This is a genomic window from Streptomyces sp. NPDC089915, from assembly GCF_040684675.1.
Lineage (GTDB): Bacteria > Actinomycetota > Actinomycetes > Streptomycetales > Streptomycetaceae > Streptomyces.
On the sequence record NZ_JBFBGN010000033.1, the window covers coordinates 1 to 24,916 of the forward strand.

The window sequence follows — 24,916 nt, forward strand, 5'->3', positions numbered from 1 at the left end:
CTCTCCATCGGCGGCAACCACCTCATCCACGCCCTCCGCCGCAACGTCAACCTCAAGATCCTCCTCTTCAACAACCGGATCTACGGCCTCACCAAAGGCCAGTACTCACCCACCTCCGAACTCGGCAAGATCACCAAATCCACCCCCATGGGCTCCCTCGACGCCCCCTTCAACCCCGTCTCCCTCGCCCTCGGAGCCGAGGCCTCCTTCGTCGCCCGCACCGTCGACTCCGACCGCAAACACCTCACCGAGGTCCTGCGCCAGGCAGCCGACCACCCCGGCACCGCCCTCGTCGAGATCTACCAGAACTGCAACATCTTCAACGACGGCGCCTTCGAAGCCCTCAAGGACAAGGACCAGGCCGAGGAAGCGGTCATCCGCCTCGAACACGGCCACCCGATCCGCTTCGGCGCCGACCGCGCCAAGGGGGTCATCCGCAACGCACGCACCGGAGACCTGGAGATGGTCACCGTCACTCCGGAGAACGAGTCGCGCATCCTCGTCCACGACGCCCACGCCACCACCCCCACCACCGCCTTCGCGCTCTCACGCCTCGCCGACCCCGACACCCTCCACCACACCCCGGTCGGCGTCTTCCGCGACGTCGAGCGGCCCGTCTACGACACCCTCATGGCCGAGCAGCTCGACACCGCCGTCGAGCGCCACGGCAAGGCCGACCTGGTAGCCCTCCTCACCGGCCCCGACACCTGGACCGTCGCCGGCTGACGACGACGCGCGGGCGGCCAGCGTGCGCAGGGCGGCCTCGGAGGGCGAGCCCGGTTCGGCGGTGTAGGCGATCAGGCTGATGTCCGGATCGGCGGCGGACCGGAAGCTCTCGAAGGCGAGGCTGAGCTCGCCGACGGCCGGATGCCACATGACGTACTCGCCGGTGATCCGGTCGGCGACCTCCCGCTCCGCCCACAGCGCGCGGAACTCCGGGCTGCGGTCCTCCAGTTCGGCGATCAGGGCGGCGAAGGCCGGGTCGTCCGGGTGCCGGCCGTGGTCGCGGCGCAGGTAGGCGACGGCGTTGCGGGCCTTGGCCTCCCAGTTCACGTAGCGGGCGCGCACGTCCGCGTCGAGGAAGGCCAGCCACGCCGTGTTCCGGTGCCGTGGTGCCACGGTGGTGAGGGAGGGGCCGAGCAGTTCGGCGTAGAGCCCGTTCCAGGCGAGCAGGTCGGTGCGCCGCCCGACCAGGTAGGCGGGGACGCCGGACATGGCGTCGAGCAGCCGGAGCTGCCCGGCGCTCGGCGTCTGCGCGGCGGGCCCCGCCGACGTCCGGCGGCGCACCGCGCGGGCCAGGTCGTGCAGGTGCGCGCGTTCGGGCCCGGTCAGGAACAGGGCGTCGGCCACGGCGTCGACGACCCCGTCGGAGACCTTCTCGTTGCGGCCCTGCTCGAACCGGACGTAGTAGTCGACGCTCACCCCGGCCAACTGCGCCAACTCCTCACGCCGCAGCCCCGGCACCCGCCGCCGCCCCCCGAACCCGGCCCCCAGCCGCGTCTCCTCGGGCCGCACACGGGCCCGCCGCGAGCGGAGGTACGCACTGAGTTCGGCCTTGGCGTTCATCAGCCCATCCTAGGAGGGCGTTCCGCGCCCCGAGGAATGAATGCGCCGGGGCGAAACGGTTGGCACCGAGGGCCTCCGGCTGGTGAAACTGCACGGGTGAACCACCCCGTACCGCGCCCTCTGCCCGTACCGGACCCACGTGCCGGTGACGTCGCTCCCGACTACGGGGGCATGGACGCCCCGCTGGCCGGCATGGCCGTGCCGCGTCCGCAGGAGGAGCGGCTCGCCAGGCTGTGGGAGGAGCACCGGTGCGCCCCGTACCCCGCCGGCTTCCGCGGTGTCGGCATCGCGGGGGTGGAGCTGATCCTCCTGGACGCGGATACCGCCGGCCTCGTACAGACGGAGCTGAACGGCGGGCTCGACGACCTTGGCGTTGCCGGCCTCTGGTCGTGCATCGCCCGGCTCGACAAGGTCGTTCCCCTGATCGACTCGGAGTACTGCGCCTCCTACTTCGCGAAACTCCGGACGATGGCCAGGCTCGCGGCAGCACGTTACGTACCCGCCGCCGAGATCTGACCGAGGGACCGGGCTCGGGCGTTCCGTCAGGGCGCCGGGTCCTCGGCCGGGCGTTCCCCCGTAGACCCACACCGTGAGCCGGTCGGGCGATCCTCACACGCATGACCTCCCGCCCTGAAAGGGGGTACCGCCAGACCCCCGGTCCGCCGGTTCCCGGGGAGAGCTTCGCCCTGGGTATCCGTGCGCCGTGGCGGAAGGATCTCCCTTGTCACCGGAACAACGAGATCGACCGCCTGAGGAGGCACCCCCCATGACCCTGACCGTCATCGCCGCGTTCGAGGCCAAGCCCGGCCGCGAGGACGACCTGCGCACCGCGCTCGAAGCCATGATCGAGCCGTCCGTCGAGGAGGAGGGCTGCCTGGCCTACGAGCCGTACGCCGACCCGAACCGGCCGGAGCGGATGGTGATCATCGAGGAGTGGACCGGCCCCGAGGCCCTGGAATTCCACTTCACCACCCCGCACTTCCGCCAGGTGGCCGGCCTCTTCGACGACCTGCTCACCCGCCCCGTCTCCATCCGCTACCTGTCCGCCGCGGCCCCGGTGCCCCTCCCGGCCCCGTGACCGCCGGCCGGCTACTGCCAGAAGACCTCTTCGACGACGATCTGCGGGTCGGCGGTGCGGCTGACGAACGTGTAGTGGAGCCATCCTCTGCCGTGGTCGAAGTGGCAGACGTGCAGGCCGTTCGGCACGGTCGACAGGAGTGGGGTGATCCGGCAGCCTGCCGGCAGGTCGGGCAGGTTGTCGATGCCTCGGAAGTAGGGGTCCTTGACCGTGACGAGTTCGGCGCGGACGGCGTCGATCAGATCGCGGACGTGCCCGGGCAGGGAGTCCCTGGCGGTGCGGGCCGTATCGACCCAGTCCATTTGCCAGGGCGGCCCCATGAACGCACCGCTCACCGGCCGGGCTCCGCCTTTCCCGCCTCGCGGCGGAGGTGCGCGGCCCGTGTGAGCAGCTGTCTGGCTTCGCCGCCGGTCGTCGCCTCGGCCGCACGGGACTCCAGGTCGTGCACGGTCCGGGCCAGCGCGGGGTCGCGGGCCAGGGCGAATTCGGTCCACCACTGGGCCATGAACGCAGGGACGGGTGCGAGGTCGTACGTCTCGGCGATGGCCCACTTCCAGTGGGCGTCGAAGTCCGGCAGCAGGGCCGGCGCGTATTCGGCGATCGCGGCGCGCAGGGCCTTCGGGTTCCGTTCGGGCATGGGCGGGATGCCCGAGGGTTCGGGGGCGGTCGTCATGCTGCGGCCTCCTCGTCCCGCTCGGGCACGGCGGTCCGCTGGGCCCGGTAGGCGAGGGCGAGGCTGGAGACGTGCTGGGGGGTGACGTCCAGATGTCTCGCCACGGCGGAGTTCCCGCCCCGGCCGAGCTCGACGGCGATGCGCCCCGCGGCCTCCGCGAACGCCTGCTTCGCCCCGGTGACGGCGGCCTGCAGCCGGTCCAGCTCGCGCCGCTGGGCCGGCGTGAGCTCGGCCTGCCTGGCGCGGGGGCGTGGTGTCTCGCTCATGCGTCGAGTGTGCCCGCCCCCGCACGTTAACTGCAACCTCTCCTTGCCATTAGGGCCTGGCCAGGGTTTCGAGGAGGCGGGTGGCGAAGGGGGTCGGGTGTTCGGCGCAGCCGACGTGGCCGCCCGGGAATTCCGTGAAGGGGGCGTTCGTCAGGGACGACAGGCGGGTTGCGGGGCCGTGCAGGGCGGGGATGCCGCGGGAGTCCTCGCCCGCCGCCAGGACGAGGCGGGCGGCGTGGGTGCGCAGGGCCGGTACGTCGGGGGTGTCCGACGTGAAGGGGACCAGGACGTGTTCCAGGAAGAACGGCTGGTTGGCGTACATGCGCGGGGCCATCTCCAGGATCTCCGGCGGAAGTTCGACGGGTTCCTCGCGCTCCGGGGTCCCGCCCAGGCCCTGGGCCATGTGGGCCATCGCCGCCGCCGGGTCCTGGGCGCGGGCCAGGTCGCGGACCTCGGTGAAGAGGGTGCGGTACGGCGCCGGGTCCTCCAGGACCTCCACCAGCGGCGGTTCGTGCGCCACCACCCGGCGGACCCGCTCCGGATGGCGGGCCAGCAGGCCGAGCGCGGCGACCGCGCCCGCGCTGCACCCGAGGACGTCCGCCGGTTCGCCGGGGGAGACCAGGTCCAGGATCCGGCGGGCGTCGTCGGCCCAGTCCGGCACCCGCTGGTCGGCGGCCGGGCCGTCGAGGGTGCTGCGGGACTGGCCACGGGGGTCGTACGAGACCACGGTGCGTCCGGCGGCGGCCAGGGCCGGGGCCATCCCCGCGTACAGGCCGGCGTCCGCCCCGCCGCCGGGGATGAGGAGCAGGACGGGGCCGGTGCCGCGCCGCTCGTAGTACAGGGTGGCGCCGGGGACGTCGAGCGTTCCGGCGGTGGGTGTGGATTCGGGTGTGGGTGTGGTCGTCATCGCGGGTCCCCCTCGGTGTTCGGCGGCCAGTTCTCCAGGGCGACGTGCAGTGCGTCGAGGCCGCGCGCCCAGGACGTCCGGACCTCGCGGGAGTGGCCGAAGGCCCCGCTCAGCTCCAGGTGGACGTAGCCGTGGAAGGTGGCGCGCAGCAGCCGGGCCGCGTCCGTCAGGTCCGGGTCCGCCAGGCCGTAGCCGCGCAGCATCCCGTAGGTCAGCTCCACGCTGCGCAGGAGCCCGGCCGAACCGGCCACCTCCTCCGGTTCGAACCGCATCTGCGAGGCGGCGTAACGGCCCGGGCGTTCCAGGGCGTACTCCCGGTAGGCGTCGGCGAACGCGACCAGCGCGTCCTTGCCGGACCGTCCGGCGACGGCGACCGCGATCCGCCCGGTCATCTCCTCACCGGCCAGCAGCGCCACCCGCACCCGCAGGTCGCGCAGACCGCGCACGTGCGAGTAGAGGCTCGCGTCCTTGACGCCGAACCGCCGCGCCAGCGCGGACAGGGACACCTTCTCGATCCCCGCCTCGTCCGCCATCTCGGCGGCCGCCTCCGTGAGGCGTGCGGCGTTGAGTCCTGCGCGCACCATGCGACGTCTCCTTGCTGGATGTCCTAGGGCAAAACCTAGAGGGTCTAGGTTCTGCTGTCCAGCCGGTTCCGGAGCGGGCTAACGGGCGGAACGGGCGGAACGGGCGGCCGGGGCCGCGGAGTAGTCGCGCAGGGTGATGTTCTCGGCCGCCTTGCGGGCCATCCTCGCGGCCATGTCCTTGCCCGGCAGGTACGGCATGACCTTGTAGTAGCGGTCGAGGAGCCCCGCCAGGAGCCGGCTCCCGGGGACCATCAGCCGGGCCACCCCGTCGCCCATCTTCTGGCAGCCCTCCGCGTACGCCCGCATCTCCCGCTCGTAGCGGGCGAAGGCGGTGCGGTGGTCGCCGTGCGCGGCGGCGAGTTCACCGGCGAGGACGTACGCGCCCACCAGCGCGAGCCCCGAGCCCATCCCCGACAGGGACGAGGGGCAGTACGCGGCGTCGCCGAGCAGGGCGACCCGGCCGCGCGACCAGCCGTCCATGCGGACCTGGCCGACGGAGTCGAAGTAGAAGTCCGGGGCCTCGCGCATCCGCTCCAGCAGCCGGTCGCTCTCCCAGCCGTTGCCCGCGAACCGCTCGCCGAGCAGCGCCTGCTGGCGCGCCACGTCGCGCCGGTCCAGGTCGAGCCGCGGGGAGCCGAAGTAGAAGACGGCCTTGGCCTCGGTGTTCTCGCGGGCGCTGTAGACGGCCACCAGCCGGCCGGCGGTGCGGTAGGCGTGCCCGGTGCGGTCGAGGCCGAGGTGGTTGTCCGTGGTGAAGACCGCGCAGTAGACGCCGAGGTGCTTGACGAAGCGCTCCTCCGGCCCGAAGACCAGGCCTCGGGTGCGCGAGTGCAGGCCGTCGGCGCCGATGACCAGGTCGAAGCGGCGGGGCGCGCCGCGCTCGAAGGTGACGTGGACGCCGTCGGCGTCCTCGGCGAGGGAGGCGACCGAGTCCCCGAAGACGTACTCGGTGTGCTCCTTCGTCGCCTCGTACAGGATCCGGGCCAGGTCCCCCCGGAGCACCTCCAGGTCCCCGGCGAACAGGTCGGCGGGCAGCTTCGCCCGCGGCCTGCCCGAGGCGTCGACGTACGACATGGAGCCGGTGCCGGTACGGGCGGCCCGGAGCTCGTCCAGGATGCCCATGCGGCGCAGCACCGTGAGGTGGGCCTCGCCTCGGAAGTCGACGGCGTAGCCGCCCTGGCGCAGGGCGGGGGCGCGCTCGACGATCGTGGGGGCGAAGCCGTGGCGGTGGAGCCAGAAGGCGAGCGCGGGGCCGGCCACGGAGGCGCCGGAGATCAGCACGGTCCGGGCGGGGCGGGCGCCGGCGGAGGTGCTCGCGGCGGCGTCGGCGGAGGTGTTCGCGGCGGTGTTCGCCGTGGTGTTCGCCGTGGTGTTCGTGGTGGTGTTCGTCATGGGGCACAGCCTGCGCGGGGGTGCTCACCGTGCGCTCACCGCCGGCTCACCGTCCGCCCGCGACCCCGTCCGCGCAGGACGTGGCACACGTCGAATCTGGTCATGGTGCCACATATGTGCCATAGTGGCGCCATGGATCTGAGGCCGTACGTAGAGAACCTCCGGCACGAGCTCGCCGTCGCCGCCGACGCGGGCGGGGACGAGGCCCGCGCCCTGGCCGGCCGGCTCACGGCCCCGCTGGAGTCGGCCGCCCGGCTGACCCTCCTGAACGCGCTGTCCGACGCGATGGACGAGGTCACGCGGGACCTGGCGCCGGGATCGGTCTCGGTCCGGCTGCGGGGCCTGGACCCCGAGTTCGTCGTCAGCGTCCCGGAGGCCGAGCCCCCGTACGAGGAGCGTCCGGCCGCCCCCGCCGCACCGCCGGCCGCCGTCCTCCCCGAGGGCGAGGAGGGCGGCACGGCGCGCATCAACCTCCGCCTGCCCTCCCACCTCAAGGCCCGCGCCGAGGAGGCGGCCGTCCGCGAGGGGATCTCCGTCAACTCCTGGGTGGTCCGCACCCTGTCCGCCGCCCTGGCCGGGTCCGCCGCCGAGCAGCAGCCCGCCGGGCTGCGCCGCACCCGGACCGGGCAGAGCTACACCGGCTGGGTGCGCTGACCCGCGCCCCTCGGGCCGACCCGCCGCCCGCGCCCCGCCCCCCGCACTTCCCCCTCGCCCGCCCGACCGGCGGGAACCCGCACCCCGTCATGAGGATCGGACCGTCATGCCCAGCTTCGAGACCCCCGCACCGATCGCCGTCTCCGTCGAGATCGAGGTGGGATCCGTCCTGCTCACGGCCGGCGGGCGGCCGGACACCGTCGTCGAGGTGCTGCCCGCCGACCCCGCGGACCCGGAGGACGAGCGGGCGGCCCGGGAGAGCAGGGTCGACCACACCGACGGCACGCTGACCGTACGCGGCCCGAGGAAGCGCCTCCCGTTCGGCCGGATCGGCTCGGTCGAGGTGCACATCGAGCTGCCGGCCGGCTCCCGCGTCCGCGCCTCCACCGGAGTCGGCGCCCTCGTCCTGGACGGGGCCTTCGGCGCGTGCGTCCTCAAGTCCGGCGCCGGTGACCTCCGGGTCGGCGAGGCCGGGCCGGTCACCCTGCGCACCGGCCACGGCGACGTCCTCCTGGACCGCTGCTCCGGCGACGCCGAGGTGCACGGCGCGGGCCGGATCGCCCTCGGCCGCGTCGACGGCGCGGCCACCGTGAAGAACCTCAACGGCGAGACCGAGATCGGCGAGGTCACCGGAGACGTACGGGCGAACAGCTCCAACGGCTCCATCACCGTCGAACGGGCGCACGGCTCCGTCGTCGCCAAGTCCGCCAGCGGCGCCATCCGGGTCGGCGGGCTGGCCCGGGGCAAGGCCGACCTCCAGACCGCCGCCGGCCGGATCGACATCGCCATCCGCGGCTCCGTGGCCGCCTGGCTCGACGTCACCTCCCGCCTGGGCAAGGTCCACAACTCCCTCGGCCCCTCCGAGGGCCCCGAGGGATCCGAGGGGGTCGTCGAGGTCAGGGCCCGTACCGCCATGGGCGACATCGTGATCACCCGCGCCGCCTGACGGGGCCCCCGCCTCCTCCGCAGGATCGCCCGGGTTGCTCAGATCGCCGTCAACTCCGTCTCAACCCCCGCGCCGGCCCGCTCCCGCGTGCCTAGTCTGGCCAGCCGGAGGGCCATGAGATGCCGAGTGGCCGGTCGAGCCGCAAGGGGATGATGCGAGATGTCCGGCATCCGCGCACGAGGAGAGCTGACCACCGTCCCGGGCCGGCGCGCCCCCGGCCACCGCAGGGTGACCCTCAGCCAGCTGCCCTGCCTGGAGACGCTGACCAAGTCGGGCATGACCTTCTCGCCGGCCATGCCGCAGCGCTCCTGGGAGGAGATCGGCAGCCAGCTCCGGGACCTGGCCAGCTCCTCCGCGTGGTGGCTGGGCGACTGGCTCCTGTTCGGGGAGACCGCCTACAGCGGCCGCTACCGCGAGGCGGTGGGCCGTACCGGGCTCGACTACCAGACCCTGCGCAACTACGCCTGGGTGGCCCGCAGGTTCGAGCACGGCCGGCGCCGCGACGCCCTCAGCTTCGCCCACCACGCCGAGGTGGCCCGCCTGGCCCGGCCCGAGCAGGACTACTGGCTGCGCCGTGCCGAGGAACAGGGCTGGTCGCGCAACGAACTCCGCAGGCAGCTCCGGGCCGGCCTCGCCGAACAGCGCGGTGACGCGCTGGAGTCCGCCGGGACGGGGCCGGGGGAGCAGGACGACGAGGCGGCCACGCTGCGGATCGCCCTGCCGAAACCGGACGTCGACCGGCTCCTCGCGGTGGCGGCCTCCTGCGGGCTGAGCCTGAACGACTGGGCGGCGCACGTCCTGCAGTCCGCCGTCACCGCCCAGGCCCCCGGACCCGGCACCCCCCAGGACTCCCCGGCCTCCCAGGACTCCCCGGCCTCCCAGGACTCCCGGGACTCCCCGGCCTCCCGCGCCTCCTAGGCCGGGAGGCGGTTGTCGAGGGTGAGGGCGGTGCAGCGGACCCCGCCGCCGCCCTTGCGCAGCTGCGCCGTGTCCAGCTCGACCACCGTGGAGCCCCGCTCGCGCAGGGTCGCGGCCAGCCGGGGCGCGCCGGTGGTCATCGTCACGGTGCTGCCGTCGCTGATCAGGTTGAGGGCGAAGGCCCGCGCCTCCTCGGTGCTCACCTCGATGAGCTCCAGTCCGAGGGAGTGCAGCACGCCGACGCTCTCCGGCTCCAGCGCGCCCGGGTAGTAGGCGAGCGTGTCCTCGTCGATCACCGCCACGGCCAGGTCCAGGTCGTACCACTCCTCCCCGGCGGTGCGCAGCGCCACCACCTCGTGGCCGGTCAGGTCCGCCAGCACCTCGTGCATCCGGCGGTCCGTGCGCTGGCCGTGGCCCGCCAGCAGCAGGTTGCCGCAGGCCAGGGCGTCGCCCTGGCCGCTGAAGGCGTACGGGGCGTCGAACACGTCGATGCCGTTCTCCTTCAGCCAGGACCGGAAGTACGGGATCTCCGCGGCGCGGGCGGCCGGCGGGTCGCCGAGCACGGCCCGGTCGCCGCACACCCAGGCCCCGTTGGCCGTGTACACCATGTCGGGGCACTCCGGCGCGGACGCCATCCGGTGGACCGTGCGGCCGGCCGCGACGTGCGCGGCGGCGATCGCGGCGTGCTCGCTGACGGCGGCCCGCGCGTCCGGCTGCACGCTCGTGTCCATGTACGGGTTGATGACGTAGTCGATGCGGAAGTGGGCGGCATCGGACATCAGCAGTTCGGTGTTCATCCGTGGGCTCCAGGGGCGGGGTTGGGGGCCTGGGGTGGCGGGGCTGGTCCGGACGGTGGCAGAGCCGGGCGGACCCGAGCGGAACGGAAGGCGACCACCGGGTGGTGTGCGCCCGGCGCCCGGACGGGCCGCCCGGGGCGGCGGGGCGCGGGCGCGCCTCCACGGCCGCACCGGGCCCGGTCCGCCGCCGTGCCCGGACGACCCGGGCTCCCGCGGGACCGGTTGGAGCGCCCGCCGGCCGGCGGTCCGGAAGCGGCCGGGGGCGGGCGCCGTCGCCGCGTTCGAGCATGGCAAGCACGGCCTCGATCGGGCAATGCCCCCGCCCCCGACCCGCCTCCCCCGCTGTCCCGCCGGCGGGACAGCCCCTGTGGACCCGCTAGCCGACCGGCAGGCCCAGGAACCTCGCCGGAGCCAGCGCGAGGAACCGCGACGTCGCGGCCGCGAGGCGGGCCGCCCCGGGGCCGGCGGGGTCGCCCTCCACGCTGCGGAAGGTCAGCATCGTCCAGGCGGCACATTCGGTGTACACCCGCCGCATGTCGGACATCCAGGTCACGGCGGCCCCCGGAGCCCGCTCCGAGACCCCCTCGTCCACGAGGACCGACCCGTCGGCGTCCATGAACGAGGTCCGGACCTCCCGCGCGGCCTTGTCGTTGAACGCCCGGTTCAGCAGGGCCGTGAGCTCCGGGGTCGCGGCGGTCATCGGCGGCGGGTCCTCGTCCGACGAGGGCGACGGCGGCTCGCCGAACCCGTCGAGGCCCGCGGGGGCGAGATCCACCGCGGTGACCAGCAGCTCCCGGAGCGAGTCGGAGGAAGGCATGCTCACGAAGTGGCCTTTCGTCAAGCGGTGATGGTGACCCGGAGAGCATCACGGGGCGACCGCTCGCGGCTCCAGCACGATCCCGGAGTCTGTCAACCAGGCCGTTCCCCCGTCAGGACGCGTGCGCCGCCACCCTGTCGACGACGTCCTGCGGCAGGCCCAGCAGCCGCAGCGCGTCGGGGTCCGCGCCGCCCACCACGGCCGTCGCCGACGCGGCGGCCTCCGCGTAGCGGGCCCGGGCCGCCGCCCGGTCCCCGCGCGACTCCGCGACCCGGCCCAGCCCGGCCAGGGCCCGCAGCCGGCTGCCCGCGCTCTTGACCCAGTGCGGGTCGATCCGCTCCAGCGCCTCCCGGTACAGCCGTTCGGCCCGCGCCGGGTCGCCCTCGCGCAGGGCCAGGTCGCCGAGGCCGCGCAGGGCCGCCGCCAGGGCGGCGGAGCCGCCGGCCCGGCGGGCGAGGGACTCCGCCCGGGCGTAGTCGGCGCCGGCCCGCGCCGCGTCGGCGTCCACCAGGTGGTCGGCCCGGTTGACCAGCAGGTCGGCGCTGTCCTCCAGGGCGCCGAGCCGCTCGGTCAGCGCCAGCGCCTCGTCGGTCAGGGCCACCGCCCCCGCCCGGTCCCCGCGCGCCGCCGCCATACCGGCCAGCACGTCCAGGACCAGCGCGCCGCCCCAGCCGTCGCCGACCGCCCGGAACCCGTCGGCGGCCTCGGCGAAGGCCCGTTCGGCGGCGGCCGGATCGCCCGCCCCGAGCGGCCCGAACCCGGACACGTACGCCGCCACCGCCCGCACCCACGGCTCGGGGCGCCCGCGCTGCGCCGACACCAGGGCGAACGCGTCCAGCGGATCGGGCTCCGTCGCGTTGCGCAGCATCCACAGCAGCAGCACCACCGGATACCGGCCGCCCGGACCGTCCCCGTCCCAGGCGGCGGCCAGCAGCTCCCCGGCCCGCGCCCGGTGGCGCCGCCACGGCGCGAGCCCGCCGGGCCCGCCCGCCGCCAGCAGCACGCATGCCGCGTACGCCTCGCCCAGCCCGGCCGGGGGAGCGTCCCCGACGGCTTCGAGCACCGCCGCGGCCCGCTCCGCCACCGACCCGGAGACCCCGCGGATCCACAGGTACGCCGAGGTGGCGGCCAGCAGTTCCAGGGCCGTCTCCCAGTCGCCGTCCCCGACCGCGCGGCCGAGCGCGGACAGCAGGTCGCCGTGGCCGGCCGCCAGCCGCTCCAGCCACTCCGGCTGCCCGGCGCCCCGCAGCAGCGGATCGGCCGTACGGGCCAGCTCCAGCACGTACCGCGTGTGGGCCCGTCCGGCGGACGCGGTCTCGCCGGCCTCCTCCAGCCGCTCGGCGCCGTACGCCCGTACCGTCTCCAGCATCCGCAGGCGCCCGCCGACGAGCTCCAGCAGCGACTTGTCCACGAGGGACTCCAGCACCTCGGAGTCCAGCACCTCGGAACCGGGCGCCCCGGCGCCCGGCACCCCGGACTCCAGCACCCCGGCCCCTGGCACGCGGGCGCCCGGCACCCCGGCCCCCGCCGCCACGCCCCCGCCCCGGCACACCGTCAGGGCCGCCCCGGCCGTCGCGCCGCCGGGGAACACCGTGAAGCGCCGGGCGGCCCGCTGTTCCTCCCCGGACAGCAGGTCCCAGCTCCAGGCGACCACCGCGCGCAGGGTGCGGTGGCGTTCGTCGGCGCCGCGGTTGGCCCGGGCGGCGGCCAGCCCGAGCCGGTCGTCCAGCCGTTCCGCCAGATCCGCCACGTCCATCGTGCGCAGCCGGGCCGCCGCCAGCTCGATGGCCAGCGGCAGGTTGTCGAGCGCCGCGCAGATCCGCTCCACCGGCCCCGGCGCGGCCGTGAACCCGCGCCGCACCGCCGAGGCCCGCTCGGTGAACAGCCGTACCGCCGCCTCGTCGTCGAGCGGCCTCACCTGCCACAGGTGCTCCCCGGTGACGGCGAGGGGCTCCCGGCTGGTGGCCAGGATCCGCAGCCGCGGGCAGACCGCCAGCAGCCGCCCCGCCAGCGCGGCGGCCTCCCCGGCCAGGTGCTCGCAGTTGTCCAGGACCAGCAGCAGCACCCGGTCGGCCAGGGCCGTCGCCAGCCGGTCCACGGGGCCCTGCCCGCCGCCCGGCCGCAGCCCGCTCTCGCGCAGCCCGAGCGCCGTCAGCACCGCCTGCGGCAGGCCGGAGCCCTCGCGCAGCGAGGCCAGTTCGACGAAGCACACGTCATCGGCGGCGGCCCCCGCCGCCTCCACCGACAGCCGGGTCTTGCCCACCCCGCCCGGGCCCACCAGCGTCACCAGCCGGGCCACCCGCAGCATCCCGGCCACCTCGGCGGCCTCACCGTCGCGGCCCACGAAGGAGGTCAGCTGGGCGGGCGGGCGGACCTGCGCGGGGGCGGGGTCGGACTCCAGCAACTCCCGGTGCAGGGAGACCAGTTCGGCCGAGGGGTCGCTGCCGAGCTGATCGGCCAGCCGGCCGCGGGTCTCCTCGTACGCGGCGAGGGCCTCCGCCTGCCCGCCCCCGGCGGCCAGGGCCCGGATCAGCAGGGCCGAGAGGCGCTCGCGCAGCGGATGGAGGCCGGTCAGCTCCCGCAGCTCCGCCACGGCCTCCCGGTGGCCGCCGAGCCGCAGCCCGGCCTCGATCCGGTCCTCGACCGCCCCGAGCCGCAGCTCCTCCAGCCGCACCCGGACCGCCCGCGCGGTGTCGCCGCCGGGCAGGTGCGCCAGGTCGGCCAGTGCCGGTCCGCGCCACAACTCCAGTGCCTCGCACAGGAGTTCACGGGCCCGCTCGGGTTCCGCGGCGGCCAGCGCGGCCCGTCCCTCGCGGGCCAGCCGCTCGAACCGGCCCGCGTCCACGTCCTGCGGGTCCACCGCCACCCGGTAGCCCGCCCCGGCCCGCTCGATCACGTCCGTCCCCAGGGCCGCGCGCAGCCGGGACACCTGGGACTGCAGCGCGTGCGCCGACAGCGAGCCGTCCGGGGCCATCTCGTCCGCCAGCCGCTCGGCCGTGACCACCTCCCGGGGGCGCACCAGCAGCAGGGTCAGCAGCGCCCGCCGGGCGGGTCCCCCGAGGGGGACCGCGGTGCCGTCGTCGTGCCGGGCCAGAGTCTCGCCGAGGATGGAGAACCGCATGCCGTGATTATCCACGGGAGTCGATCATTCGAAGATCAGCCCAGGGGGCCGAGCCAGGTGCCCCCGGAGACGTCCACGGTCTGCCCGGTCATCCACCGTCCCTGCGGCCCCGCCAGGAAGCCGACCACGTCGGCGACGTCCTCCGGCTCGCCCAGCCGCCCGAGCGCGGTGATCCCCTCCAGCGCGGCCACCACCTCCGGGACGGCCGTGTAGCCGGCGGTCATGTCGGTGCGGACGGCGCCCGGCGCGACCGTGTTCACGGTGATGCCGCGCCGCCCGAGCTCGTTGGCCAGTGAGGGGGCCATCGCCTCCAGGGCCGCCTTGGTGACGGTGTAGCCGATCTGGCTGGTCACCGCGAAGCGGCTGGCCGTCGAGCCGATGTTGACGATCCGCCCGCCGTCGTTGAGCAGCGCCAGCGCGCGCTGGATCACGAAGAACGGGGCGGTGACGTTGACCGCCAGCAGCCGGGCGAACTCCTCCTCCGTGACCTGGCCGATCGAACTGCCCGAGCCGATGCCCGCGTTGTTGACGAGGACGTCCAGCCCGCGCCCGCCCAGCCCGGCGGTCAGCCCCTCGAACAGGGCGTCCACCGCGCCCTCCTCGCCGAACCGGGCCCGCACCGCGAAGGCGAGGCCGCCCGCGTCCTCGATCCGCGCCACCGTCTCCCGGGCCGCCTCCTCGCCGCCGCCGTAGTGGACGGCCACCAGGGCGCCCTCGGCCGCCAGCCGCAGCGCCACCGCCCGGCCGATCCCCCGGGAGGCGCCCGTCACCAGTGCCGTCTTGCCGTTCAGCGTGCCCATGACCTGCTCCTCGTGCCGGGCCGGACCCTCGTGGTCCGGCGACGTGAACCACGGTCGCCCGGCCCGCTCACCGCGCGCTCACCGTGCGCTCACCGCTCCCGGTGGAGTCGTGGTGGTGCCACGGTGGCGCCTGCGTGGAGTCACCTTGATCAACTGGTTATTCGGGGCTACCACGGGAAACATCTGCCCGGATTCGAGGGTTTTTGGCGCCATCCGGGCGCCTGAGTGACATCAGGAAGTGTGCTCTCGTGGCTCCCTATAGCGCCACTCGTGTGCCATAGTGGTGCCATCGATCGGGCCGGTGCCGTACGGGACCGCCCCCTTTCTCCGCCGCTTGCTCTCCTTGCTCGCCGCACCCCGACGGGAGTCTGTTTCGCCATGGCCACCTTCCTCTACAAGACGGGCCGCTTCGCCTTCCGGCGGCGGGGTCTGGTGACCCTGCTGTGGCTCGCCGTCCTGGTCGCCGTCGGTCTCGCGGCCTCCACCGCCCCGCCCCCGCCCGCCGACACGTTCTCCATGCCGGGCACGGAATCCCAGCGGGCCTTCGACGTGCTCAAGGAGAAGTTCCCGGCCGCGAGCGCGGACGGTGCCACCGCCCGCGTGGTGGTCCGGGCGCCGGCCGGACAGAAGCTCTCCGACCCGGCCCAGAAGGCCAAGGTCGAGGGCCTCGTCGCCGCCCTCGCCAAGGCCCCCGACGTGGTCTCGGCCTCTGACCCCTTCACCACCGGCACCGTCAGCAAGGACGGCACCACGGCCTACGCCGTGGCCGGGTACAAGGTGTCCGCCCTCAAGCTGACCGACGCGGCGCACGACGGACTCGACGCCGTACTGGAGAAGGGCCGGGCCGACGGCCTGACCGTCGAGGCCGGCGGTGACGCCGTCAAGGTCGAGGCGCCCATGGGCGGTGCCGAGGGCATCGGCATCCTCGTCTCCGCCGTGGTCCTGCTGCTCACCTTCGGCTCCCTGGTCGCCGCCGGCATGCCGCTGCTCACCGCCGTGATCGGCGTCGCCGTCGGCAGCGCCGCCGTCACCGCCCTCGGCAGCACCCTCGGCCTGTCCGCCACCACGGCCACGCTGGCCATGATGATCGGCCTCGCGGTCGGCATCGACTACGCCCTCTTCATCATCTCCCGCTACCGCGCCGAGGTGTCCGAGGGCCGCGACCGCGCCGACGCCGCCGGCCGCGCCGTCGGGACCGCCGGCTCGGCCGTGGTCTTCGCCGGCCTCACCGTCATCATCGCCCTGGCCGGACTCGCCGTCGTCAACGTCCCGATGCTCACCAAGATGGGCCTCACCGCCGCCGGCACCGTGGCGATCGCCGTGCTCATCGCGGTCACCCTCGTCCCCGCGCTCCTCGGCTTCGTACCCGTCAAGGTCATGCCCCGCCTGGAGCGCAAGGTCATCTACGGCAAGCCGCTCACCCCGCGCCTCCAGCGCCGGGCCGACAAGCTCGCGGCCCGCACCAAGCCCAACCTCGGCACCCGCTGGGCGCGGTTCGTCGTACGCCGCCCCCTGCTGGTCCTCGCCGTCGGCGTCCTCGGCCTCGGCGCCCTCGCCGTGCCCGCCGCCAGCCTCCAGCTCGGCCTGCCGGGCGAGGGCACCATGGCGCCGGACACCACCCAGCGCAAGGCCTACGACATGCTGTCCGAGTCCTTCGGGCCCGGCTTCAACGGCCCGCTGACCGTCACCGTCCAGGCCAAGGACGCGGCCGCCGCGGCCGGCGCCGTCGGCAAGGAGCTCGCACAGGTCCCGGGCGTCGCCACGGTGACCCCCGCGACGCCGAACGCCGCCGGGGACACCGCCGTCCTGAGTGTCGTCCCGTCCTCCGGTCCCACCGAGCACCGCACCGAGGAACTGGTCGCCGCCATCCGCTCCAGGGCGGGCGCCATCGGGGCGGACACCGGGGCCACGATCCTGGTCACCGGCCAGACCGCCCTGTTCATCGACTTCTCCCGGACCCTCGACGACGCGATGCTGCCCTACCTGGGCCTGGTCGTCGGCCTCGCCTTCCTGCTCCTGGTCCTGATCTTCCGTTCGCTGCTCGTCCCGCTCAAGGCGGCCCTCGGCTTCCTCCTGTCGGTCTCCGCCGCCCTCGGCGCGGTCGTGGCCGTCTTCCAGTGGGGCTGGCTCGCCGACGTCCTCGGCATCGAGCAGCCCGGCCCGGTCATGAGCACCCTCCCGATCTTCATGATCGGCGTGGTGTTCGGCCTCGCGATGGACTACGAGGTCTTCCTCGTGACCCGGATGCGCGAGGCGTACGTCCACGGCGCCCCGCCCACCGAGGCCGTCGTCACCGGGTTCCGCTACGGCGGACGGGTCGTCAGCGCCGCCGCGATCATCATGACCAGCGTCTTCTCCGGCTTCATCCTGGAGACGAACGACTTCGTGAAGATGGTCGGCTTCAGCCTCGCCACCGCCGTCCTCTTCGACGCCTTCGTGGTCCGCATGGCCCTGGTCCCGGCCCTGTTCACGCTCCTCGGCAAGTCCGCCTGGTGGCTGCCGCGCTGGCTCGACCGGGTGCTGCCGAACATGGACGTCGAGGGCGAGAAGCTGAACCGGTCGCACTCCGTCCCCGTCGCCCAGGGCGGCCCGGCCCCGCAGCCCGCCCGCGAGCGCGAGGCCGCGCACGACTACTCCGCCTGACCCGCGCACCCGCACCGCCCACGCGCCCGTACACCGGGGGATCCGACCCCCGGCGTACGGGCCGCGGCGTGAAAAGCCCTGGCCCCGGGCCTGCGCCGCCGCCTAGGCTCCCGGGCGTCCGTACCCCCGCCCCACCCCGAGGAGCCCCATGGCAGCCGGTGCGAAGATGCACGCCGACGAGGCCGACACCGACGAGGCCCTGGTCGGCGCGCTGATCCGCGCCCGGTTCCCCCGGTGGGCGGGGCTGCCCGTCACCCGGGTCGACTCCGCCGGCACGGACAACGCCATGTACCGGCTGGGCGACGCCATGGTGGTGCGCCTGCCCCGGATCGAGGGCGCCGCCGCCGACGTGGCCAAGGAGCACCGCTGGCTGCCGCGCCTCGCGCCGCACCTGCCGCTGGCCGTGCCGGAGCCGCTGGGCCGGGGCTCCGCCGGCGAGGGCTTCCCGTACCCGTGGTCGGTGTACCGCTGGCTGGAGGGGGAGAACCTCTTCGACGGGCCCGTCACCGACCTCCACGACACCGCCGTCCGGCTCGGCCGCTTCGTGGCGGCCCTGCGGGGCGCCGACGCCGCCGGCGCGCCGGCGTCCTTCCGCGGCGGACCGGTCGCCACCCGCGACGAGGGCGTCCGTGCCGCGATCCGCGACCTCGGCGCCGACGGGACGCACGACGCGGACGCGGCGACCGCCCTGTGGGAGGAGACCCTCGCCCTCCCGCAGTGGCGGGGCGCCCCCGTCTGGCTCCACGGCGACCTCCTTCCGGGCAACCTGCTGGCCCGGGACGGCCGGCTGGCGGCCGTCATCGACTTCGGCGGGCTGGGCGCCGGTGACCCCGCCTGCGACACGATGGCCGCCTGGACCCTCCTGACGGCGGGCACCCGCGGCGCGTTCCGCGAGGCGGCCGGGGCGGACGAGGCCACCTGGGCGCGCGGGCGGGGCTGGGCCCTGTGCTTCGGCCTCACCGCCGAGCACTACTACCGGGAGACCAACCCCGTCCTGGCCGCCGTCGCGCACCGCACGACGGCGGAGGTCCTCGCCGAGTACCGCCGCGACGGCTGAGCGGGCCCCGCGCGCACCAGCCCCGCGCACCAGCCCCGCGCGCCCGCCCCGCGCGCACGCCTCAGTAGCGCTGCGCGCCCTTCTCCGTGTCGAACGTGTAGAACCTGTGGTGGTCGAGCATGTCGGCCGGGGTCACGTTGTTCCACGGGCTCAGCACGGACCGCAGGTCGACCACGTTCGGCGTCCGGCCGGCGGGCAGGTAGCCCGACTTCGGGTTCTTCGCCTGCCACTCCGCCCACAGCTTGTCGATGAAGGCGTGGTGCAGCCAGAACACCGGGTCGTTGGGGGAGGCCGCGGAGGTCATCTGGCCGCCGACCCACATGTGCACCCGGTTGTGCAGGTTGACGCCCCGCCAGCCCTCCAGGGCGTTGCGGAAGCCGCCGGAGGCGCTGTTCCAGGGGGCGGTGTCGTACACCGGTATGGCGATCACGGAGTCCACGTCCGCCCGCGTCGGCAGCTGCGGGGTCCCCGAGCCCAGGCCGCGCCGCAGGTAGGTGCGGCGGTCCACGCCCACCGACAGCACCCACTTGCCGTTCTGCGCGCCGAAGGGGCCGTCGAGCACCTGGCCGTCGCGCCCCCGGCGGGTGCCGCCCATGAAGTCCGAGGCCCACAGGGAGGCGTCGGCCGTGCGGTCCTGCGTCCAGTCCCAGTAGGGGAGCGAGACGTTCCGGTCGATCCGCTGGAGCGCCGCCTCGAAGTCCAGCAGGAACCGGCGGTGCCAGGGCAGGAAGGACGGGGAGCGGTGGCCCACCCGGTCCCCGAAGTCGGAGTCGTTCAGCAGGTACCAGTTGTGGGCGTTGACGTAGCGGTCGTAGACCCCCGTCCGCTTCAGCTCGAGCACCGCGTTGACGAAGGCCCGCTTCTCGTCCGGGGTGAGGGTGGCCTGGTTCTTGCGGACGGTCACAGCTTGGCTTCCTTGGCGATGAAGGGGACGAGGTCGGCGCCCTGGAGCTCGCGGACGGCGGCGCGGGCGGCCGAGATGGGGTCCGGGAAGGTCTGGTAGTGGTTGACGACGGTGACCCAGGTGCCGTCGGCGTTGGGCATGATGTGCAGGTCGTTGCCGTCGATCTTGACGACGGGCATCGGCATGCCGTGGTGGCCGCCGGGGCCCACGGTGATCTGGATGCGGTGGCCCTCGAACGTCTCGTCGATGGTGCCGGTCGGTATGGACATCGGCGCGCCCGACGCCGCCGCCTTCCCGGACGGGCCGGCCGCCGGGGCGGCGGGGTCCTTCTTGGACGAGCAGGCGGCCAGTCCCAGGGCTGCGGCGGCACCGGCGCTGAGCCCCAGCGCCTGCCGTCGAGTGATCATGTTCATGGCTTGAATTGGTATCAGAGACGCCTGAACGGCCGATCGGTGCCCCGCGCATCCACTTCTCTCGCGGGGCGTTCCTCAGGCCTGGCGCGTCCAGCGCTGCGAGGCGTCGCCGTCGCAGGCGGAGGTCGCCAGGCCGCCGCCGAAGCCCAGGTCGAGGCAGTACCCGGCGGTGTCGCGCAGGCTGCCGTTCGCCCCCGCGCGCCACAGCCGGCCGATGTCCTGGGCGCAGTCGCCCACGAACACCGCCTGGTTGGGGCCGTTGGAGTACAGGCACTGGCCGCTCTGCTCGTTGACCAGTTTGAAGCTGCCGTCCGGGCGGGAGCGCACGGCCCACCGCGCGGAGCCGTTCCCGCAGTCGCCGGAGTCCGAGGAGCCGAAGACCTGGACGACGCACTCGCCGTTGTTCCCGTTGCGGTAGCGCCCGGCCCCGGCGGGCGCGGGCGGGGGCGGCGGGGCGGCCGTCGCGGGCCCGCCGCCGCCCGAGGGGTTCGACCCGCCCGCGGAGTTGCCCGCGCCGTTGCCCGTACCGGGAGCCGGACCGGTGCCCGTCCCGGGTCCCGTCCCCGTCCCGGGACCGGTGCCGGTGCCGCCGGCGCCCTGGGGGGCGCCCGCCGCGCCCTGCCCCGTACCGGCGGGGGCCTGTCCGGCGCCGGGGGAGGGCGCGCCCGCCTGCGACGGCGCGCCCGAGGGGGCGGAGGCGGAGGGCGAGGGGGCCGACGGGGACGGGGCCGGGGACGAGGCGCCGCCGGGCGGCGCGGACGGGGCGGGTCCGCTCTCCCGGGGCGTGGCCCCGGCCTCCGCCTTCGTCTGCGGGGAGGAGCCGAACGGCAGGTTCTGGATGGCGAGCGTCGTACCGCTCGCGACCACGACCACGGGGAGGACGGCGAGCAGCACCCGGGCGCGCCGGCCCCGCCCGGCCGGCTCGGCCGGTCCCGTCGGCGAGGGAGCGTCCCCGGGCGCCGCGCCCGCCGGGCCGTCGGCCTTCCCGGCACCGTCCCCGGCGTCCTCCCCGCCGTCCTTCCCGCCCAGCGGCAGGGTCGGCAGGTCGATCTCCTGCACCCGCGCCGCGAACGCGGCCCGCTCCGCCAGCCGCTCGGTGACGCCCTCCGGCCACAGGGGGCCCTCGTCCGGGACGTGCCGGGAGGCCCGTTCGAGGAGTTCGGCGGCGCCGGGCCGGTCCGCGGGATCCTTGGCGAGGCAGGCCCCGACCAGCTCGGCGAGTTCCGCGTCCAGCTCCCGCAGCGGCTCCAGGCCGGGCTCCTCGTGCACGATCCGGTACAGCACCCCGTGCCCGGACTCGTCGCCGAACGGCGGCTGCCCGCAGGCCGCGTACGCGAGGACGGACCCCAGCGCGAACACGTCGGTGGCGCCGCTCAGGGCCCGCGCCCCGGAGGCCTGCTCGGGCGCCATGTACGCGGGCGTGCCCACGACCATGCCGGTGAGGGTCAGCCGGCTCTGCTCGGCGGCCCGGGCGACGCCGAAGTCGATGAGGGTGAGCCCGTCCAGGGTCAGCATGACGTTGGACGGCTTCAGGTCCCGGTGCACCATGTCCAGGGCGTGCACCGGCGCCAGGCCCGCGGCCGCCTCCCGCAGCAGCCGCCACAGCGAGGGCGCGGGCAGCGGCCCGCCGTGCGCCTCCACGGCCTCGCGGAGGGTGAGCCCGGGTATGTAGGCGGTGGCGAACCACGGGGGCCGCGCGGTGCGGTCGCTCGCGAGCAGCGGCGCGGTAGCCTCGGCGGGCAGCCGGGCGAGGTTGTCCAGTTCGTGCCCGAACCGCCGTACGAAGTCCTCGTCCTCGCCGACCACGGAGGCCAGCAGCTGCTTGACCGCGACGTACCGGCCCTCCGAGACCCCCAGGAACACCCGGCCCATGCCCCCGGCCCCGAGCCGGCCGGCCAGCGCGATCGCCCCGATCCGGCGCGGGTCGTCCGCCTCCAGCGGCTCGGCCCCGCTCCCGTCCAGCTCCACCACGTCAGCCCCAATGGGATCGAGATCAGTTCCCGGAAAAGTACCTGACACCCCCACCGGGGCGACAGGCGCTCCCCCGCCTACTCCGCCTGGCGCTCCGCCGTCTACTCCCGCCCGGCGCACGGCCGTTGGCCCCGCGCCGGGGGCGCGCACCGGCCGGTGCGCGTATGCGCGCCGGTGCCGGGGACCTGACCGGTGACAGTCCCGCCCGACCGCCGTCAGCCCGACCGGGAGCCCCGCCATGCGCTGTCGCCCTCCGCGCCCCCTCCGCGCCGCCCTCCTCCTCCTCCTGCCGCTGTTCGCCCCGGCCCTGTCCGCCCCGGCCGCCCACGCCGCCGAGGCGCCGCCCCTGCGCGTCGTCACCTACAACATCTGCGGCAACATGTGCGGCGCCGCCCCGTACGACAACGGCAAACGCCTCGACAGCGTGGTGGCCCAGGCGTCGGCCTCCGGCTGGAACGCCGACCGGCTCTTCCTCCAGGAGGTGTGCGAGCCGCAGTACGACGCGATCCTCGCCCGGCTGGCCCCGTCGGGCTTCCACGGGCACTACGGCCCCACCCTCTCCGGCCTGCCGAAGGTCTGCGGCGGCCACCCCTACGGGAACGCCGTCCTGGTGCGGGGGACGGTCGACGCCACGGCCGACCTGGACCTGACCGTCGGCGGGGAGTCCGAGCCGATCCGCGTGCCCTGCGTACGGGCCGCGGTGAACGGCCTCACCAGCTGGTCCTGCTCCGTGCACCTCTACTGGGACGACGGCACCCGAGGCGCCCCGGAGGCGCGCCGGCTCGCCGAGCGGGCCGCGGCCTGGCGGGACGAGGGGATCCCGGTCCTGCTGGCCGGGGACTTCAACCACTCGCCCCACACGGACTCCACGGCCCCCTTCTACGACGCCGGCTTCGTCGAGGCCGACCCCGCGAACACGCCCACCTTCAACGAGAAGAAGATCGACTACGTGTTCTTCGGCCTCCCCGACCTCACCTGGCGCGAGGCCGAGGTCCTCCCGCTCGACCCGGCCGTCTCCGACCACCGCATGCTGCGCGCCGTCGGCGGCAGGGCCTGACCGACGGGAACCGCCCCGAACGGCCGGGAACCGCCCCGGAACGGCCGGGGGCGGGCCCGCAACGGCCGGGGGCGGGCCCGGTACCGCCGCCGCGGTACCGGACCCGCCCCCGGGGCGTGCCGTATCAGGCGGCCCTGGACGCCTCCTCCGCGTGGCGGCCCAGCTCCCGCTCGGTGCGCCGCAGCACGATCGAGTCGGCGATCTCACCGCTGCGGATGGCGATGTTCGACAGCAGCGCCGAGGTCAGGCCGTGGCTGTGCTCGGTGCCGCCCTGGAGGTAGACCCCGCAGCTCAGCCCCGAGGTGGCGACGAGCCGGTAGTCGCGCTCCACCCGGTGGCGGCCCGCCGCGTCGCGCTGGAAGTGCCGGTCGAAGTCCTCGCCGAGCAGCCGGGCCGGGTCCAGACCGTCGTAGCCGCTGGCGAACACCAGCGCGTCGACGGCCAGTTCCTCCCGGCTGTCGTCGAGCAGCGAGCGCAGGACCAGCCGCGCCCCGTCGGCGGACCCCTCGACCGCGTCGACCCGGGTGAGGTTGCGGAAGTGCAGCCGCTGGACCCCGCGCACCTGCTCGTCGTACGAGCGCTGGTACAGGGAGCGGATGACGTCGGCGTCGACCACCGAGTAGTTGGTGTTGCGGTGGTAGCGCCAGAACGCGTCCCGCGCCCCCTGCGTGCCGAAGTAGTACTCGTCGACGGTGTCGGGGTCGAACACCTGGTTGGCGAAGGGGGTGTCGTCGGCGACGGAGTAGCCGTACGAGGGGATGACCGCGGACACCTCGGCGTGCGGCAGCGAGTCGTAGAGGAACCGGGTGACCTCGGCCGCGCTCTGCCCGGCGCCGACCACCACCACGCGCTTGAGGTCGCGCGGGTCCTGGGCGTTGAACCGGCTCAGGAACTCCGAGCTGTGCCACACCCGCTCGCCGGCGCTCACGCCCTCCGGCAGGCGCGGCACCAGCCCCGTCGAGACGACCACGTTGCGGGCGGTGACCGTGCTGACGGTGCCGCCGGAGCGGACCTCCACCTCCAGCAGGTCGGGGGTGCGGGCCCCGGGCCCGGTGACGGGGCGGATCGAGGTGACCTCGGCCCCGTAGGTGACCTGGTCGCTCAGGCCCGCGGCCGCCCACTCCAGGTACTGGTGGAATTCCTGCCGGGTCGGGATGAAGCTCTGGTTGTTGACGAACTGCACCAGCCGGTTCGAGGCGTGCAGGTACGAGACGAAGCTGAACCGGGACATCGGGTTCCTGAAGGTCGCCAGGTCCTTGAGGAACGAGATCTGCATGGTCGCCGACGGGAGCAGCATGTTCCGGTGCCAGCCGAACGTGGGCTGCCGCTCGAAGAAATGGGACTTGACCGGGTGCTGAGGAGCGCCCGCTCCATGCTCCTTCAAGGCGATCGCGAGTGACATGTTCGACGGGCCGAACCCGATGCCGACCACGTCGTAGATCTCTTGGTCGCGCCTGCCCGTTATGCCCATAGGATTTCTCCCCCTTGCGTCTGGAAAACTCGGCCGGTGGCCCGAGAGACCTTTCAGAAGTGTTGCCCGGAGGGTGCTCCGAGGCAACTCGAAAACTGCATGAAGAGCATGCGAAGACTTATCGGGAGCTGCTGCACCGGGAATCATTGTCCTGTCGCCGGGACGCCGGTATGGTCGGCGCAGATTTCAGGAGCCAATTGTCGAAAGGGGGAATCCCGGTGTTCGTCCCCAGCTTTTACCGTGAACCGGACAGTTCGTGGATGATCGACCTGATCCGCGGTAATCCGATGGCGCTCGCGGTGGCCAACGGCAGCCCCGAGGACGGTCCGTTCGCCACGCACCTCCCGGTCATCCTCGATCCCGAGAGCTCCGGCGAGAGCTCCGGCGGAGCCGCCGGCGAGCTGCCGGGGACCGTGCTGCTCGGCCACATGAACCGGGCGAACCCGCACTGGGACGCCCTGGAGACGGGCGGCCTCCTGCTGCTGACCTTCACCGGCCCGCACTCCTACGTGTCGCCCACCGTCTACGCGAAGAGCCCGGCCGCTCCGACCTGGAACTTCACCTCGGTGCACGTCCGCGGCATCGTGGAGAAGATCGAGTCCGTCGAGGAGACGCTGGAGGTGGTGCAGTCCACCGTGCGCGCCTTCGAGGGGGCGTTCGGCGAGGGCTGGGACATGACCGGGTCGCTCGACTACTTCCGGAAGATCGTCCCCGACGTGGGCGCCTTCCGGTTCACGGTGACCGGAGCCGAGGGCATGTTCAAGCTCAGCCAGGAGCAGCCCGAGGAGGTCCGCGACCGGGTGCGCGAGTCGTTCGGGCAGAGCGGGTGCACGTACAAGCGGGAGACCGCCGGACTGATGAGCCGGCTGCCCTGACCCGCC

The 24,916-nt window shown here is 74.5% G+C and carries 24 protein-coding genes and 1 pseudogene; 10 read left to right on the forward strand and 15 right to left on the reverse strand.

All coding sequences use genetic code 11. From position 1 onward, the window contains the following. Positions 1 to 726: thiamine pyrophosphate-dependent enzyme (locus tag AB0O29_RS13210; RefSeq protein ID WP_365150636.1), on the forward strand; the 726-nt coding region annotated here is incomplete at its 5' end. 30 nt (positions 727 to 756) lie between these two features. Here the strand turns inward: AB0O29_RS13210 and AB0O29_RS13215 are convergent. Next, a pseudogene (locus tag AB0O29_RS13215) lies at positions 757 to 1,566 on the reverse strand (helix-turn-helix transcriptional regulator); the annotation flags it as partial. A gap of 171 nt (positions 1,567 to 1,737) precedes the next feature. Here AB0O29_RS13215 and AB0O29_RS13220 point away from each other — a divergent pair. Both AB0O29_RS13220 and AB0O29_RS13225 read left to right on the forward strand, forming a co-directional pair. Further along, positions 1,738 to 2,082, forward strand: coding sequence for a hypothetical protein (locus tag AB0O29_RS13220; RefSeq protein ID WP_365150639.1), 345 nt, complete (start codon positions 1,738 to 1,740; stop codon positions 2,080 to 2,082). Positions 2,083 to 2,332: 250 nt separating this feature from the next. Next, positions 2,333 to 2,644 (forward strand): putative quinol monooxygenase, encoded by a 312-nt coding sequence (locus tag AB0O29_RS13225; RefSeq protein WP_365150642.1) that lies wholly within the window; start codon positions 2,333 to 2,335, stop codon positions 2,642 to 2,644. 11 nt (positions 2,645 to 2,655) lie between these two features. On the opposite strand, the gene AB0O29_RS13230 is transcribed toward AB0O29_RS13225, so the two are convergent. The 6 genes from AB0O29_RS13230 to AB0O29_RS13255 form a co-directional block, all read right to left on the reverse strand. Then, complete coding sequence (locus AB0O29_RS13230; protein ID WP_365150645.1) at positions 2,656 to 2,946, reverse strand: hypothetical protein; 291 nt, start codon at positions 2,944 to 2,946, stop codon at positions 2,656 to 2,658. A gap of 29 nt (positions 2,947 to 2,975) precedes the next feature. Then, positions 2,976 to 3,317, reverse strand: a complete 342-nt coding sequence (locus AB0O29_RS13235; RefSeq protein ID WP_365150648.1) for a DUF6247 family protein — start codon at positions 3,315 to 3,317, stop codon at positions 2,976 to 2,978. Then, positions 3,314 to 3,583 carry a hypothetical protein gene (locus AB0O29_RS13240; protein WP_365150651.1) on the reverse strand — a complete coding sequence of 90 codons (270 nt, stop codon included), beginning with the start codon at positions 3,581 to 3,583 and terminating at the stop codon, positions 3,314 to 3,316. Before AB0O29_RS13240 ends, AB0O29_RS13235 begins: the two co-directional genes overlap by 4 nt. 49 nt (positions 3,584 to 3,632) lie before the next feature. Continuing rightward, on the reverse strand, positions 3,633 to 4,490 hold the full coding sequence (locus tag AB0O29_RS13245) for an alpha/beta hydrolase (RefSeq protein WP_365150653.1): 858 nt from the start codon (positions 4,488 to 4,490) through the stop codon (positions 3,633 to 3,635). After that, positions 4,487 to 5,074, reverse strand: a complete 588-nt coding sequence (locus AB0O29_RS13250) for a TetR-like C-terminal domain-containing protein (protein WP_365150656.1) — start codon at positions 5,072 to 5,074, stop codon at positions 4,487 to 4,489. Before AB0O29_RS13250 ends, AB0O29_RS13245 begins: the two co-directional genes overlap by 4 nt. Before the next feature lie 78 nt (positions 5,075 to 5,152). After that, complete coding sequence (locus tag AB0O29_RS13255) at positions 5,153 to 6,466, reverse strand: FAD-dependent monooxygenase (RefSeq protein ID WP_365150659.1); 1,314 nt, start codon at positions 6,464 to 6,466, stop codon at positions 5,153 to 5,155. 132 nt (positions 6,467 to 6,598) lie between these two features. On the opposite strand from AB0O29_RS13255, the gene AB0O29_RS13260 reads away from it, so the two are divergent. From AB0O29_RS13260 to AB0O29_RS13270, 3 genes are all read left to right on the forward strand, one after another. Further along, positions 6,599 to 7,120 carry a toxin-antitoxin system HicB family antitoxin gene (locus AB0O29_RS13260; protein WP_365150662.1) on the forward strand — a complete coding sequence of 174 codons (522 nt, stop codon included), beginning with the start codon at positions 6,599 to 6,601 and terminating at the stop codon, positions 7,118 to 7,120. 106 nt (positions 7,121 to 7,226) lie between these two features. Next, positions 7,227 to 8,066: a DUF4097 family beta strand repeat-containing protein gene (locus tag AB0O29_RS13265; RefSeq protein ID WP_365150665.1), complete on the forward strand. Its 840-nt coding sequence runs from the start codon at positions 7,227 to 7,229 to the stop codon at positions 8,064 to 8,066. Positions 8,067 to 8,225: 159 nt separating this feature from the next. Continuing rightward, positions 8,226 to 8,984: an LmbU family transcriptional regulator gene (locus tag AB0O29_RS13270; protein WP_365150668.1), complete on the forward strand. Its 759-nt coding sequence runs from the start codon at positions 8,226 to 8,228 to the stop codon at positions 8,982 to 8,984. Here the strand turns inward: AB0O29_RS13270 and AB0O29_RS13275 are convergent. The 4 genes from AB0O29_RS13275 to AB0O29_RS13290 all read right to left on the reverse strand — a co-directional run bounded on the left by AB0O29_RS13275 (position 8,981) and on the right by AB0O29_RS13290 (position 14,519). Next, the gene (locus AB0O29_RS13275; protein ID WP_365150671.1) at positions 8,981 to 9,781 is read right to left on the reverse strand and encodes an arginine deiminase-related protein; all 801 of its coding nucleotides are present in this window, start codon (positions 9,779 to 9,781) and stop codon (positions 8,981 to 8,983) included. The genes AB0O29_RS13270 and AB0O29_RS13275 overlap by 4 nt on opposite strands. Before the next feature lie 376 nt (positions 9,782 to 10,157). After that, the gene (locus AB0O29_RS13280) at positions 10,158 to 10,604 is read right to left on the reverse strand and encodes a hypothetical protein (protein ID WP_365150674.1); all 447 of its coding nucleotides are present in this window, start codon (positions 10,602 to 10,604) and stop codon (positions 10,158 to 10,160) included. Positions 10,605 to 10,710: 106 nt separating this feature from the next. Next, a complete protein-coding gene (locus AB0O29_RS13285) occupies positions 10,711 to 13,719 on the reverse strand; it encodes a BTAD domain-containing putative transcriptional regulator (RefSeq protein WP_365150677.1) in 3,009 nt (1,002 codons plus the stop codon). Between the two features lie 35 nt (positions 13,720 to 13,754). Further along, positions 13,755 to 14,519 (reverse strand): SDR family oxidoreductase, encoded by a 765-nt coding sequence (locus AB0O29_RS13290; RefSeq protein ID WP_365150680.1) that lies wholly within the window; start codon positions 14,517 to 14,519, stop codon positions 13,755 to 13,757. Between the two features lie 378 nt (positions 14,520 to 14,897). Here AB0O29_RS13290 and AB0O29_RS13295 point away from each other — a divergent pair, with 378 nt between their 5' ends. Together AB0O29_RS13295 and AB0O29_RS13300 are read left to right on the forward strand one after the other, a co-directional pair. Then, positions 14,898 to 17,162, forward strand: coding sequence for an MMPL family transporter (locus AB0O29_RS13295; RefSeq protein WP_365150683.1), 2,265 nt, complete (start codon positions 14,898 to 14,900; stop codon positions 17,160 to 17,162). Positions 17,163 to 17,310: 148 nt separating this feature from the next. Next, positions 17,311 to 18,219 (forward strand): aminoglycoside phosphotransferase family protein, encoded by a 909-nt coding sequence (locus AB0O29_RS13300; RefSeq protein ID WP_365150686.1) that lies wholly within the window; start codon positions 17,311 to 17,313, stop codon positions 18,217 to 18,219. Between the two features lie 61 nt (positions 18,220 to 18,280). Here AB0O29_RS13300 and AB0O29_RS13305 read toward each other — a convergent pair whose 3' ends face one another. The 3 genes from AB0O29_RS13305 to AB0O29_RS13315 all read right to left on the reverse strand — a co-directional run bounded on the left by AB0O29_RS13305 (position 18,281) and on the right by AB0O29_RS13315 (position 21,507). Next, on the reverse strand, positions 18,281 to 19,123 hold the full coding sequence (locus tag AB0O29_RS13305) for a tyrosinase family protein (protein WP_365150689.1): 843 nt from the start codon (positions 19,121 to 19,123) through the stop codon (positions 18,281 to 18,283). Next, positions 19,120 to 19,536, reverse strand: coding sequence for a tyrosinase family oxidase copper chaperone (locus AB0O29_RS13310; protein WP_365150692.1), 417 nt, complete (start codon positions 19,534 to 19,536; stop codon positions 19,120 to 19,122). The genes AB0O29_RS13305 and AB0O29_RS13310 overlap by 4 nt, the downstream gene beginning before the upstream one ends. 75 nt (positions 19,537 to 19,611) lie before the next feature. Further along, positions 19,612 to 21,507: a serine/threonine protein kinase gene (locus tag AB0O29_RS13315; protein WP_365150695.1), complete on the reverse strand. Its 1,896-nt coding sequence runs from the start codon at positions 21,505 to 21,507 to the stop codon at positions 19,612 to 19,614. Between the two features lie 238 nt (positions 21,508 to 21,745). Between AB0O29_RS13315 and AB0O29_RS13320 the strand changes: the two genes are divergently transcribed. Then, the gene (locus AB0O29_RS13320) at positions 21,746 to 22,564 is read left to right on the forward strand and encodes an endonuclease/exonuclease/phosphatase family protein (protein ID WP_365150698.1); all 819 of its coding nucleotides are present in this window, start codon (positions 21,746 to 21,748) and stop codon (positions 22,562 to 22,564) included. Positions 22,565 to 22,688: 124 nt separating this feature from the next. Here AB0O29_RS13320 and AB0O29_RS13325 read toward each other — a convergent pair whose 3' ends face one another. Next, positions 22,689 to 24,035, reverse strand: a complete 1,347-nt coding sequence (locus AB0O29_RS13325) for a SidA/IucD/PvdA family monooxygenase (RefSeq protein WP_365150701.1) — start codon at positions 24,033 to 24,035, stop codon at positions 22,689 to 22,691. 170 nt (positions 24,036 to 24,205) lie between these two features. On the opposite strand from AB0O29_RS13325, the gene AB0O29_RS13330 reads away from it, so the two are divergent. Further along, entirely contained in the window at positions 24,206 to 24,910 is a 705-nt protein-coding gene (locus AB0O29_RS13330) for an FMN-binding negative transcriptional regulator (RefSeq protein WP_365150704.1), read from the forward strand. The last annotated feature ends 6 nt before the right edge of the window (positions 24,911 to 24,916 follow it).

Excerpts from the sequence above, each read along its gene's own strand:
- AB0O29_RS13255 (WP_365150659.1), bottom strand. The coding sequence starts at position 6,466 with ATGACGAACACCACCACGAACACCACGGCGAACACCACGGCGAACACC.
- AB0O29_RS13290 (WP_365150680.1), bottom strand. The coding sequence starts at position 14,519 with ATGGGCACGCTGAACGGCAAGACGGCACTGGTGACGGGCGCCTCCCGG.
- AB0O29_RS13265 (WP_365150665.1), top strand. The coding sequence starts at position 7,227 with ATGCCCAGCTTCGAGACCCCCGCACCGATCGCCGTCTCCGTCGAGATC.
- AB0O29_RS13270 (WP_365150668.1), top strand. The coding sequence starts at position 8,226 with ATGTCCGGCATCCGCGCACGAGGAGAGCTGACCACCGTCCCGGGCCGG.
- AB0O29_RS13330 (WP_365150704.1), top strand. The coding sequence starts at position 24,206 with ATGGTCGGCGCAGATTTCAGGAGCCAATTGTCGAAAGGGGGAATCCCG.
- AB0O29_RS13230 (WP_365150645.1), bottom strand. The coding sequence starts at position 2,946 with ATGGACTGGGTCGATACGGCCCGCACCGCCAGGGACTCCCTGCCCGGG.
- AB0O29_RS13220 (WP_365150639.1), top strand. The coding sequence starts at position 1,738 with ATGGACGCCCCGCTGGCCGGCATGGCCGTGCCGCGTCCGCAGGAGGAG.
- AB0O29_RS13295 (WP_365150683.1), top strand. The coding sequence starts at position 14,898 with ATGGCCACCTTCCTCTACAAGACGGGCCGCTTCGCCTTCCGGCGGCGG.
- AB0O29_RS13235 (WP_365150648.1), bottom strand. The coding sequence starts at position 3,317 with ATGACGACCGCCCCCGAACCCTCGGGCATCCCGCCCATGCCCGAACGG.
- AB0O29_RS13260 (WP_365150662.1), top strand. The coding sequence starts at position 6,599 with ATGGATCTGAGGCCGTACGTAGAGAACCTCCGGCACGAGCTCGCCGTC.
- AB0O29_RS13225 (WP_365150642.1), top strand. The coding sequence starts at position 2,333 with ATGACCCTGACCGTCATCGCCGCGTTCGAGGCCAAGCCCGGCCGCGAG.
- AB0O29_RS13245 (WP_365150653.1), bottom strand. The coding sequence starts at position 4,490 with ATGACGACCACACCCACACCCGAATCCACACCCACCGCCGGAACGCTC.
- AB0O29_RS13250 (WP_365150656.1), bottom strand. The coding sequence starts at position 5,074 with ATGGTGCGCGCAGGACTCAACGCCGCACGCCTCACGGAGGCGGCCGCC.
- AB0O29_RS13285 (WP_365150677.1), bottom strand. The coding sequence starts at position 13,719 with ATGCGGTTCTCCATCCTCGGCGAGACTCTGGCCCGGCACGACGACGGC.
- AB0O29_RS13275 (WP_365150671.1), bottom strand. The coding sequence starts at position 9,781 with ATGAACACCGAACTGCTGATGTCCGATGCCGCCCACTTCCGCATCGAC.
- AB0O29_RS13325 (WP_365150701.1), bottom strand. The coding sequence starts at position 24,035 with ATGGGCATAACGGGCAGGCGCGACCAAGAGATCTACGACGTGGTCGGC.
- AB0O29_RS13300 (WP_365150686.1), top strand. The coding sequence starts at position 17,311 with ATGGCAGCCGGTGCGAAGATGCACGCCGACGAGGCCGACACCGACGAG.
- AB0O29_RS13240 (WP_365150651.1), bottom strand. The coding sequence starts at position 3,583 with ATGAGCGAGACACCACGCCCCCGCGCCAGGCAGGCCGAGCTCACGCCG.
- AB0O29_RS13320 (WP_365150698.1), top strand. The coding sequence starts at position 21,746 with ATGCGCTGTCGCCCTCCGCGCCCCCTCCGCGCCGCCCTCCTCCTCCTC.
- AB0O29_RS13310 (WP_365150692.1), bottom strand. The coding sequence starts at position 19,536 with ATGAACATGATCACTCGACGGCAGGCGCTGGGGCTCAGCGCCGGTGCC.